This window comes from Nonomuraea glycinis (assembly GCF_014646515.1).
Lineage (GTDB): Bacteria > Actinomycetota > Actinomycetes > Streptosporangiales > Streptosporangiaceae > Nonomuraea > Nonomuraea glycinis.
The window spans coordinates 49180-59327 of sequence record NZ_BMNK01000007.1 but is presented as its reverse complement, the minus strand read 5'-3'; the positions used below and the strand labels follow the sequence as shown (position 1 = coordinate 59327).

10 protein-coding genes are annotated in these 10148 nt (G+C 70.7%); 3 read left to right on the top strand and 7 right to left on the bottom strand.

What is annotated here, in order from left to right; genetic code table 11:
• Positions 1-58: 58 nt before the first annotated feature.
• Together IEY87_RS20770 and IEY87_RS20765 are read right to left on the bottom strand one after the other, a co-directional pair.
• A complete protein-coding gene (locus IEY87_RS20770; RefSeq protein WP_189140389.1) occupies positions 59-304 on the bottom strand; it encodes a (2Fe-2S)-binding protein in 246 nt (81 codons plus the stop codon).
• Positions 301-1464 (bottom strand): NAD(P)/FAD-dependent oxidoreductase, encoded by a 1164-nt coding sequence (locus IEY87_RS20765; protein ID WP_189140388.1) that lies wholly within the window; start codon positions 1462-1464, stop codon positions 301-303. Before IEY87_RS20765 ends, IEY87_RS20770 begins: the two co-directional genes overlap by 4 nt.
• Positions 1465-1554: 90 nt before the next feature.
• On the opposite strand from IEY87_RS20765, the gene IEY87_RS20760 reads away from it, so the two are divergent.
• Positions 1555-2541 carry a COX15/CtaA family protein gene (locus IEY87_RS20760; protein ID WP_225277208.1) on the top strand — a complete coding sequence of 329 codons (987 nt, stop codon included), beginning with the start codon at positions 1555-1557 and terminating at the stop codon, positions 2539-2541.
• Positions 2542-2682: 141 nt separating this feature from the next.
• Here the strand turns inward: IEY87_RS20760 and IEY87_RS20755 are convergent, their stop codons facing one another.
• The 5 genes from IEY87_RS20755 to IEY87_RS20735 all read right to left on the bottom strand — a co-directional run bounded on the left by IEY87_RS20755 (position 2683) and on the right by IEY87_RS20735 (position 6661).
• Complete coding sequence (locus tag IEY87_RS20755; RefSeq protein ID WP_189140386.1) at positions 2683-3819, bottom strand: PrsW family intramembrane metalloprotease; 1137 nt, start codon at positions 3817-3819, stop codon at positions 2683-2685.
• A 77-nt stretch (positions 3820-3896) separates the two neighbouring features.
• The gene (tnpA, locus tag IEY87_RS20750; protein ID WP_189140385.1) at positions 3897-4295 is read right to left on the bottom strand and encodes an IS200/IS605 family transposase; all 399 of its coding nucleotides are present in this window, start codon (positions 4293-4295) and stop codon (positions 3897-3899) included.
• A gap of 27 nt (positions 4296-4322) precedes the next feature.
• Complete coding sequence (locus IEY87_RS20745; RefSeq protein ID WP_189140384.1) at positions 4323-5267, bottom strand: cation diffusion facilitator family transporter; 945 nt, start codon at positions 5265-5267, stop codon at positions 4323-4325.
• Positions 5267-5650, bottom strand: coding sequence for an ArsR/SmtB family transcription factor (locus IEY87_RS20740; RefSeq protein ID WP_189140383.1), 384 nt, complete (start codon positions 5648-5650; stop codon positions 5267-5269). Before IEY87_RS20740 ends, IEY87_RS20745 begins: the two co-directional genes overlap by 1 nt.
• Before the next feature lie 51 nt (positions 5651-5701).
• Positions 5702-6661: a heme o synthase gene (locus tag IEY87_RS20735; protein ID WP_189140382.1), complete on the bottom strand. Its 960-nt coding sequence runs from the start codon at positions 6659-6661 to the stop codon at positions 5702-5704.
• Between the two features lie 334 nt (positions 6662-6995).
• Between IEY87_RS20735 and tkt the strand changes: the two genes are divergently transcribed.
• Positions 6996-9026 carry a transketolase gene (gene tkt / locus IEY87_RS20730; RefSeq protein WP_229699371.1) on the top strand — a complete coding sequence of 677 codons (2031 nt, stop codon included), beginning with the start codon at positions 6996-6998 and terminating at the stop codon, positions 9024-9026.
• 4 nt (positions 9027-9030) lie between these two features.
• On the top strand, positions 9031-10125 hold the full coding sequence (gene tal / locus IEY87_RS20725; RefSeq protein ID WP_189140380.1) for a transaldolase: 1095 nt from the start codon (positions 9031-9033) through the stop codon (positions 10123-10125).
• Positions 10126-10148 lie beyond the last annotated feature (23 nt).

Genomic DNA, 10148 nt, shown 5'->3' with positions numbered 1-10148 from the left:
TGAGCCGCGTCGAAGGCCGGGGAGCCACCGTCTGGTGAGGGGGACGGCCGGGGCGGGGTCACGTGGTCACCTCGTCCCCTGGCCGGGCCGGCAGGAGGCAGGCGCGTTCGGGAGGCCGGCCGTTCACCGTGATCAGGCAGTCGAAGCAGACGCCGATCCCGCAGAACAGCCCGCGCGGGCGGCCGCCGAAGCGGGTCGTGCGCCAGGAGCGGCGGCCCGCCGCGTGCAGGGCGGCGCCGATCGTCTGGCCGGGGGTCACGGGCACCGGGTGGCCGTCGATCGTGATCTGGAAGGGTTCGGTCAACGGGACTCCTCGGCCTGGAAGCGGTCGGGGCGGAACGGGTGCGGGTCCAGGTCGGGCCGGTGCCCCTGGATGAGCTGGGCGAGCAGGTGTCCGGTGGCCGGGGCCAGGCCGATGCCCGCGCCTTCGTGCCCGCACGCGTGGTAGAGGCCGGGCGCGCGCGGGTCGGCGCCGATCACCGGCAGATGGTCGGGGCAGTACGGGCGGAACCCGCAGTAGGACCTGATGACCCGCACGTCACGCAGCACCGGGAACAGCGCCACGGCCTGCGCCGCCAGCCGGGCGAGCACCGGCGGGGAGGTGGTGCGGTCGAAGCCGACGCGTTCGCGGCTGGCGCCGATCAGCACGGTGCCCGCCGGGGTGCCCTCGATCACGGCCGAGGTCTCCAGGTCGGCCGAGTCGCTGGCGACGTTGGTGACGTAGGCGGCGGTGTAGACCTTGTGCCGGATCAACGGCTCGCCAAGGGGCTCGGTGACCAGGATGAAGCCGCGCCTGGGCTGGACCGGCAGGTCCACCCCGGCGAGCGCGGCGATCCGGCCGCCCCAGGTGCCCGCGGCGTTGACGACGGCCCCGCCGGGCAGGTCGCCCTGGTCGGTGCGGACGCCGCTGACCCGCTCGCCGGAGCGGAGGAGACCGGTGACGGTCACGCCCAGCCGCAACCGGACCGCACCGCCTCCCGGGAGACGGCCGCCACGGCCACCGGCACTGTGCCGGAGGAGGCGGGCGGCGGCCAGCATGGGCTGGACCTGGGCGTCCTGCGGATAGAGGACGCCACCGGCCAGGCCGTCGGCCAGGTGTGGCTCAAGGTCGCGCAGGGCGTGCGCGGGCACGTTCTCGTGCTGGATCCCCTGCTTGGCGGCCAGGTCGGCGAGCTGGAGCCGGACGTCGGCCGTCTCGGCGACGACTAGCCCGCCCTTGGCCTCGAACTCGAAGCCGCCGACCGACCGGTCGAGTTCGCGCCACAGCCGGTTGGACAGCAGGGCCAGGTCGAGCTCGGGGCCGGGCTCCTTGTCGGAGACGAGCACGTTGCCCTCTCCCGCGCCGGTCGTGCCCCCGGCCACCGGCCCCCGGTCCACGACCGTCACGTCGAGTCCCGCGCGTGCGGCGTAGTAGGCACAGGCCGCGCCGACCACCCCGGCGCCGACGACGATCACGTCGGACATCGACCACCTCCCAGGAGTAATATGTCACATACCTATTCGAGGGAAAAGGCGGTGACAGGACCGCCCTACCCGGCCTCTAACATCGATGACGTGAAGCTATCCACAGACCATCGCCCCCCTCTGGCGCGCCGGTTGTTCTCCTTCTGGACGCCGACCCCGAGGACGATGCGGGGCTGGGCGCTGGCCTCCGTGGTGGTCAACGCCGGCATCACGGTCAGCGGCGCGGTGGTGCGGGTCACCGAGTCCGGGCTCGGCTGTCCCACCTGGCCCAACTGCACCCCCGACAGCCTGCTGCCGGTCGCGCATCCGGAGATCTCGCCGATCAACATGGCCATCGAGTTCGGCAACCGGATGGTCACCTTCCTGGTGCTGATCGTGGGGATTGCCTGCGTGCTGTCGGCGATGCGGCTGGCCCCCCGGCGCACGTCGCTGGTGCGGCTGGCCTGGCTGCAGCCCCTGGGCATCGCCGCCCAGGCCCTGTGGGGCGGCCTGGTGGTCAGCACGATGCTCAACCCGTTCACGGTGAGCATGCACTTCCTGATCTCCATCGGCCTGATCGCCGCCTGCTGGGCGCTGTACGCCCGCTCCGGCGAAGGTGACGCCCCCGTGCGCCGCGTGGCCCACCCCGCCACCTGGCGGCTCGGCCAGGCCCTGCTCGCGGCGGTGTTCGCGCTGCTGGTCGTCGGGGTGGTGGTGACCGGCACCGGCCCGCACTCGGGTGACGTGCTGGCCTCGCGCTACGACTTCGACATCGAGACCGTGGCCAGGCTGCACGCCGACCTCGCCTACGTGGTCGTCGGGCTGACCTTCGCGCTGCTGTTCGCCCTGCACGTGACCGACGCGCCCCGGCCGGCCCGCCGGGCGGCGCTGGCGCTGCTGGTGATCGAGCTGGCGCAGGGCGTCATCGGCTACACGCAATACTTCCTGGGCGTGCCCGCCTTCCTGGTGGGGCTGCACGTGCTCGGCTCCACCCTGGTCTGGATCGGCGCCCTGCGGGTCGTCACCGCGCTGCGCGTACGGGACCCGCAGGGCGAGCCCGCCTCCCCCTCCCCCACCGAGGCGACCGCCGAAGCCTGAGACCATATGCCAGCGTATGGAGTGAAAGGTCGGCCACTCCCCCACTGCTGAGAAGTGCCTTTTTGCCAGCAATTGTCCGCCCCCCTCGTACCACGCCGCGACGTACGCCCCGGCTGCGGGCGCAGGGCGGCGGATCCTGGCTCAGCCAGGGTTGTAGGGCGGCGGCTTGCCCGCCGGCGACGAGGGGAAGTCGGCCCGGGCGACGCTCATGCACTCCAGCAGCGCCCGTTGCTCCTCGTGGAAGGTCTGCTCGTCCACCATGCGCTTGGCCGCGCGCTCGTGCAGCAGTCCCAGCTCGGTCGCCGCGAGCTGGTAGTCGTTCATGGCGCGCAGCCCCCGCCGGCCGCCGTACATCTTCGCCCACTGCCTGGCCCGCCTGCGCTGGGGCAGCGCCGACAGCATGGTGATGTCGTCCTTGCTGACCAGCCTGGTCGGCTCGTACGGCGGCAGGTAGCGCTGGATGAGCGCGACGATGCGCCGCCGGTCCCGGAACACCACCACGATCAGCACCACGAGCACCACCATGAGCACCACGTACGCGATCACCAGGCCGGTGAAGCCGCCGTAGGAGACCAGGCCGTTCCACAGGCCGTGCAGGATCATGGCGCCGGACCAGCCGACCAGGATGGAGAAGACCCGCTCGGCCCCCGGACGCTGGGCCGCGAAGGCCACCGCCAGCCCGATCATCGAGGTGAACAGCGGATGGGCGAACGGCGACAGGATGCCGCGCAGCACCACGGTGACCGCCAGGCCGACCCCGCCCTCCTCCGAGTTGAGCGCGGCCAGGTAGTAGCTGACGTTCTCGCTCATGGCGAAGCCGAGGCCCACCATGCTGGCGTAGATGATGCCGTCGGTGAGCCCGTCGAGCTCGGCCCTGCGGAACTTGAACAGCCCGAGCAGGACCAGCCCCTTCATGGTCTCCTCGACCACCGGGGCGCCGAAGGTGGCGGCGATGTTGCGGGCGCTGGCCTCGGAGAGCTGGACGGTGTCCATGATGTAGTGCAGGTTCAGTGAGTTGATCAGGCCGGCCACTAGCACGGCGACCCCGGCCCCCCAGGCGAAGGCGAAGACCAGGTTGCTGCGCGGCTCGGGCTCCATGCGGTCCAGCGCGAGCACGGCCGCCAGCAGCAGCGGGACGGGGGCCAGCGCTAGGCCGAGCGCGATGAAGAACTGCACCGGCTCGCCGTTGAGCACGTCGAAGGAGAACGAGGCCAGCGTGCAGAGCCCGGTGAGGACCAGCCCGGTGATCAGCGCGGACGACGGGCGGTCCTTCAGCACCCAGCGCGGATCCCTGGACGTCCTGGTGGGCCCTTCGTTCCCGAAGGGCGGGGACGCGCTCACGGCGGCGCCGGCATTCAACGGCCCTGCTGCTGCTCGAGGTAGTGCTCGACCATCGCGTCCTGAGCGCCTCCCACGGTGGCCACGAAATAGGAGTTGGTCCACAGGGTCGGCAGCCGGCTGCGCAGGTGCGGGAACTCCTCGCGCAGCGCGTGGGAGGAGCGGCCCTTGACGGCCTTGACCAGCCGGTGCACGCCGTATTGCGGGTCCACCTCCACCACCAGGCGCACGTGGTCGGCCTTCACCTCCGCCTCCACCAGCCAGGCCTCCTTGTCCGCCACGACCTCGTGGATGAGCTCCGTAAGGCGTCCTTCGACCTTGTCGCCGAGCACCTGCCTGCGATATTTCGTGCACCACACGACGAGGAAGGCGCATCGGAAGACGACGTCACCGTTGGACCGCAGAGTCACAGCCACCTGGGATAATATACAGCTTGCGGTTATCTAATGCTCGCGCGCCGTCCTCCCCAGGTGCCGGGGCCCGTGCGGGTCGTCGCAGTGCTCGCCGGTCTCGGCGGCGCCGTGGTCGACCTGCAAGGTGGTGTGCCCGATGTCGAAGCGGTCATGCAGCAGCCTCGACAGGCGGACGCGCAGGCTGTGGCAGTCGGCCCCGCGCGCCACGATGATGTGCGCCGACAGCGTCGGATAGCCGCTCGTCACCGTCCAGACGTGCAGGTCGTGCACCTCCACCACGTCCTCGTCGGCGGCCAGCAGCCGGCCGATCTCGTCCGGGTCGAGGTCGCTCGGCGCGGCCTGCAGCAGGACGCGCGCGGAGTCGCGCAGCAGCCCCCAGCCGGCCTTCAGCATGAGCGCGGCGACCACCAGCGCGGCGATGGCGTCGGCCGCACGGAACCCGGTCACCCAGACCACCACGCCGGAGACGGCGGTGGCGATGAAGGCGTACATGTCGTTGAGCACGTGCTGGAAGGCGCCTTCGACGTTGAGGCTGCGGCGGTCGGCCCTGGACATCAGCCAGGCGGCCAGCGCGTTGATCGCGATGCCGGCCAGCGCCGTGACGACCACGACGGGCCCCGACACCTGCGGCGGGTCCACCAGCCGCTGCACGCCCTCATAGACGAAGTACGCCACCAGCAGGAGCAGCGTCACGCCGTTGATCTGCGCGGACAGGATCTCGGCGCGCTTGAAGCCGAAGGTGTACGCGCCCCGCGCGGGCCGGGCGGCGATGCGCATGGCGACCAGGGCCAGCGCGATGGCACTGGCGTCGGTGAGCATGTGGGCCGCGTCGGAGATCAGCGCGATCGAGTTGGCGATGACACCGGCGACCACCTCGATCACCATGAAGCCGGCGATGAGGGCGAGCGCGCCGATCAGGTAGCGCTTGTCCGCCGTGGCGGAGTGCCCATGTCCGTGCCCGTGCCCACCGCCCATCAGGTCACCTCTCTCAGGTGCTCGCGGCTCAGGTCCAGCAGCATCCGGACGTGCCCGTCGGCCAGCCGGTAGTAAATCATGCGGCCCGCCCGCCGGCTGGCCACGATGCCCGCCGTACGCAGCAGGCGCAGCGCGTGGGAGACGGCCGTGTCGGTGACCTCGACGACGTCGGCCAGGTCGCACACGCACAGCTCCCCCGCCTCCAGCAGCGCGTAGAGCAGCCGGGCCCGCGTCGGGTCGCCGAGCAGCCGGAACAGCTCCGCCAGCCGGGTGGCCTCCTGCGGGGTCACCAGCCGGTCGCGGGTGGCGGCGACCCGCGCCGCGTCCGGCTCGGGGGTGACGCACCCGTCCAACGCCGCTACGACACCTGAAGAGCTATTCATATATGCATATTAAGGGCGGAAAGAGACCCGCCGCAACAGGGGGCGGCGGGCTCAGGCCAGCAGCGGGTCGATCGCGACGGCGAGGAAGAGCAGCGCCAGGTAGGCGTTGGACCAGTGGAAGAAGCGCATCGGGCGCAGGTCCACGCCGGTCTTGCCGGCGTTGAGGCGGGCCATCAGGCGATGCACCTCCCACAGGCACATCACGCCGAGGGCGGCGGCCACCACCGGGTAGAACAGCGTCGTGCCCGCCACCGGCCACAGCGCCAGCGAGCACGCCACCGTGGCCCAGGTGTAGAGGATCGACTCCGTGATCACCCGGCGCTCGGTGGCCACCACGGGCAGCATCGGCACCTTGGCCGCCGCGTAGTCCTCCTTGTAGCGCATGGCGAGCGTCCAGGTGTGCGGCGGCGTCCAGAAGAACACCACGCCGAACAGCACCAGCGGCGCCCAGTCGAGCCGCTCGGTGATGCCCGACCAGCCGATCAGCACCGGCATGCAGCCCGCGATGCCGCCCCACACGATGTTCTGGGCGGTGCGCCGCTTGAGGATCATCGAGTAGACCAGCACGTAGAACAGGATGGCGCCGGTGGACAGCACGGCCGCGAGCCAGTTGGTGGTCAGCCAGAGCCCGGCGGTGGACAGCACGCCCAGCACGATGCCGAAGACCAGCGCGCCCCGGGGCGACACCTGGTGCCTGGCCAGCGGGCGCCGCCGGGTGCGGCGCATCATCTGGTCGATGTCCCGGTCGACGTAGCAGTTGAGCACGTTGGCGCTGCCCGCCGACAGGGTGCCGAACACCATCACCGACACGGCCGTCCACAGCGGCGGCAGGCCACCGGCCGCCAGGAACATCACCGGCAGCGTCGTGATCAGCAGCAGCTCGATGATCCGCGGCTTGGTCAGCGCGATATAGGCCTTCACGACCGCGCCGACGGAGCGGGGGCCGATCGTTCGCGGCGCCTCGGCCTCGAGGGCGGGGGCCGTCGTCTGCCTGTTCGTCAGCACCGTCAAGGCGCTTCCAGCACGTGCGGAGTCAACGCGTAACCTCAGATTAGAGCGGATTCGTGAACGGGTGCCGTGGCGACCCTGCGAACAACCAAACTGTAGTCGCAGGGATGGCCGGTCCGGCCAATGGGGGGCTCGCGCCATCTACGGACACCACGACAGAAAGGGAATTGATCGCCAGCGCCGCTCGGTTAGGGTCCGGTGTGGGCGGGATATGCCAACCGGCACCACCAATGACGACTAGATTCCGGAGACCGAGCACTTGAGCACCGAACTCGTGCCAGCCCTCGAATGGACCGACCTCGACAAGCAGGCCGTCGATGTCGTTCGAGCCCTGGCGATGGACGCAGTGGAGAAGGCGGGTTCGGGACACCCCGGCACCGCCATGAGCCTGGCTCCCGCCGCCTACCTGCTCTTTCAGCGTACGATGCGGCACGATCCGACCGATCCCAACTGGCTCGGACGTGACCGTTTCGTCCTGTCCGCCGGGCACACCAGCCTGACGCTCTACATCCAGCTCTTCCTGTCCGGCTACGGGCTCACGCTGGAGGACCTGCGCCGCCTGCGCCAGTGGGACAGCCTGACGCCGGGTCACCCCGAGCACGGCCACACCGCGGGCGTGGAGACCACGACCGGCCCGCTCGGCCAGGGCCTCGGCAACGCCGTGGGCATGGCGATGGCGGCCCGCCGCGAGCGCGGCCTGTTCGACCCGGACGCCGAGCCCGGCACCTCCCCCTTCGACCACCACATCTGGTGCGTCGTCAGCGACGGCGACATCGAGGAGGGCATCAGCCACGAGGCCAGCTCCCTGGCCGCTCACCAGCAGCTGGGCAACCTCGTCGTCATCTACGACGACAACAAGATCTCCATCGAGGACGACACGCTCATCGCCCTGTCGGAGGACGTCCTCAAGCGCTACGAGGCCTACGGCTGGCACACCGCCAGCGTCGACTGGACCGACACCGGCACCTACGTCGAGGACGTGGCGGCGCTGCACGCCGTGCTGGAGGAGGCCAAGGCCGAGACCGGCAGGCCGTCCTTCATCCGGCTGCGGACCGTCATCGGCTGGCCCGCGCCCAACAAGCAGAACACCGGCAAGATCCACGGCTCGGCCCTCGGCGCCGACGAGGTCGCCGCCACCAAGCGGGTCCTCGGCATGGACCCGGACAAGTCGTTCGACGTACCGGACGAGGTGCTCAAGCACGCGCACCAGGCCGCCACGCGCGGGCGTGCGGCGCACACGGCGTGGCAGGAGGGTTACGCGCGCTGGCGCGCGGCCAACCCGGAGCGGGCGGCCGAGTACGACCGCATCTCCCGCCGCGAGCTGCCCGCCGGCTGGGCGAGCGCGCTGCCGGCGTTCGAGACCGGCACCTCGGTGGCCACCCGCAGCGCCTCCGGCGAGGTGCTGAGCGCGCTCGCGCCGGTGCTGCCGGAGCTGTGGGGCGGCTCGGCCGACCTGGCCGGGTCCAACAACACCACGATGAAGGGCGAGCCGTCCTTCATCCCCGAGGAGCACCAGACCAAGGACTTCCCCGGCCACCGCTACGGCCGCACGCTGCACTTCGGCATCCGCGAGCACGCCATGGGCGCCATTCTCAACGGCATCGCGCTGCACGGCGGCACCCGCCCCTACGGCGGCACCTTCCTGGTCTTCTCCGACTACATGCGGCCTTCGGTACGACTCGCCGCGCTGATGAAGCTGCCGGTCACCTACGTGTGGACGCACGACTCCATCGGCCTGGGCGAGGACGGCCCGACGCACCAGCCGATCGAGCACCTGTGGGCGCTGCGCGCCATCCCCGGCCTCGACGTGGTGCGCCCGGCCGACGCCAACGAGACCGCCGCCGCCTGGAAGGCGGTGCTGGAGCACACCGACCGCCCCGCCGCGCTCGCCCTGTCCCGGCAGAACCTGCCGGTGTACGAAGGCACCAGCACCGAGGGCGTGGCCCACGGCGGCTACGTGCTGCGCGAGGCCACCGGCGGCCAGCCGCGGGTGATCCTCATCGCCACCGGCAGCGAGGTGCAGATCGCCGTCGAGGGCAGCGAGCTGCTGGAGTCCCAGGGCATTCCGACACGGGTGGTCTCCATGCCGTGTGTCGAGTGGTTCAAGGGGCAGGATTCCGCGTACAGGCAGACCGTTCTGCCACCGTCGATCCGGGCTCGGGTGGCGGTCGAGGCGGGCATCGCACTCGGCTGGCACGAGTTCGTCGGGGAGTGCGGCGAAGTCGTCGGCCTCGAACACTTCGGCGCGTCCGCGCCGTACAAGACTCTTTACGAGCAGTTCGGGCTGACGCCGGAGCGGGTGGCGGCGGCGGCCAGGTCGAGTCTGGCCAAGCTGGGTCAGGACAAGGGCGAGACGACGGGAAACTGAGAAAATGAGCGAGATCCTGAACAAGCTGTCCGGCCAGGGCGTGTCCATCTGGCTCGACGACATCAGCCGTGAGCGGCTGCGCACCGGCAACCTGGACGACCTGATCCGGGACAAGAACGTGGTCGGTGTGACGTCCAACCCGACGATCTTCGCCGGCGCGCTCAGCAAGGGCGACGCCTACGACACCCAGATGCACGACCTGGCCGTACGCGGCGTCGACGTGGGCGAGGCCGTGCGGGCCATCACCACCTACGACATCCGCTGGGCCGCCGACGTGCTGCGCCCGGTCTACGACGCCACCTCCGGCGTCGACGGGCGGGTGTCGATCGAGGTCGACCCGCGCCTGGCCCGTGACGCCGACAAGACGATCGCCGAGGCCCGCGCCCTGTGGTGGCTGGTCGACCGGCCCAACCTGTTCATCAAGATCCCGGCGACCGTGGAGGGCCTGACCGCGATCACGCAGGCGATCGGTGAGGGCATCAGCGTCAACGTCACGCTGATCTTCTCCCTGGCCCGCTACCGCGCGGTCATGGACGCCTGGCTGGCCGGGCTGGAGGCGGCGCAGGCCAAGGGGCTCAACCTGGCCACGATCGAGTCGGTCGCGTCGTTCTTCGTCAGCCGCGTCGACTCCGAGATCGACAAGCGCCTGGACAAGATCGGCGGCAAGGACGCGCTGAAGGGCAAGGCGGGCGTCGCCAACGCGCGCCTGGCCTACGCCGCCTACGAGGAGGTCATGAACTCCGAGCGCTGGCAGCGCCTGCGCGCCGCCGGAGCCCGTACGCAGCGGCCGCTGTGGGCCTCCACAGGCGTGAAGAACCCCGACTACCGCGACACGATGTACGTCGACGACCTCGTCGCCCCCGGCACCGTCAACACGATGCCGGAGAAGACGCTGGACGCGGCCGCCGACCACGGCAACGTCACCGGCGACACCGTCCGCCCCTTCTACGAGCAGGCCTGGAACACCATGGCCGAGCTGAAGGAGGCCGGCGTCGACTACGACGACGTGGTGCGGGTGCTGGAGGACGAGGGCGTGCAGAAGTTCGAGGCCTCGTGGAACGAACTGCTCGACAGCGTCAGCAAGAACCTGGTCCCTTGATGAGGCTGTCCCACCGTGGCGAG

Excerpts from the sequence above, each read along its gene's own strand:
- IEY87_RS20765 (WP_189140388.1), bottom strand. The coding sequence starts at position 1,464 with ATGTCCGACGTGATCGTCGTCGGCGCCGGGGTGGTCGGCGCGGCCTGT.
- IEY87_RS20745 (WP_189140384.1), bottom strand. The coding sequence starts at position 5,267 with ATGGGCGGTGGGCACGGGCACGGACATGGGCACTCCGCCACGGCGGAC.
- IEY87_RS20740 (WP_189140383.1), bottom strand. The coding sequence starts at position 5,650 with ATGAATAGCTCTTCAGGTGTCGTAGCGGCGTTGGACGGGTGCGTCACC.
- tkt (WP_229699371.1), top strand. The coding sequence starts at position 6,996 with ATGGACGCAGTGGAGAAGGCGGGTTCGGGACACCCCGGCACCGCCATG.
- tal (WP_189140380.1), top strand. The coding sequence starts at position 9,031 with ATGAGCGAGATCCTGAACAAGCTGTCCGGCCAGGGCGTGTCCATCTGG.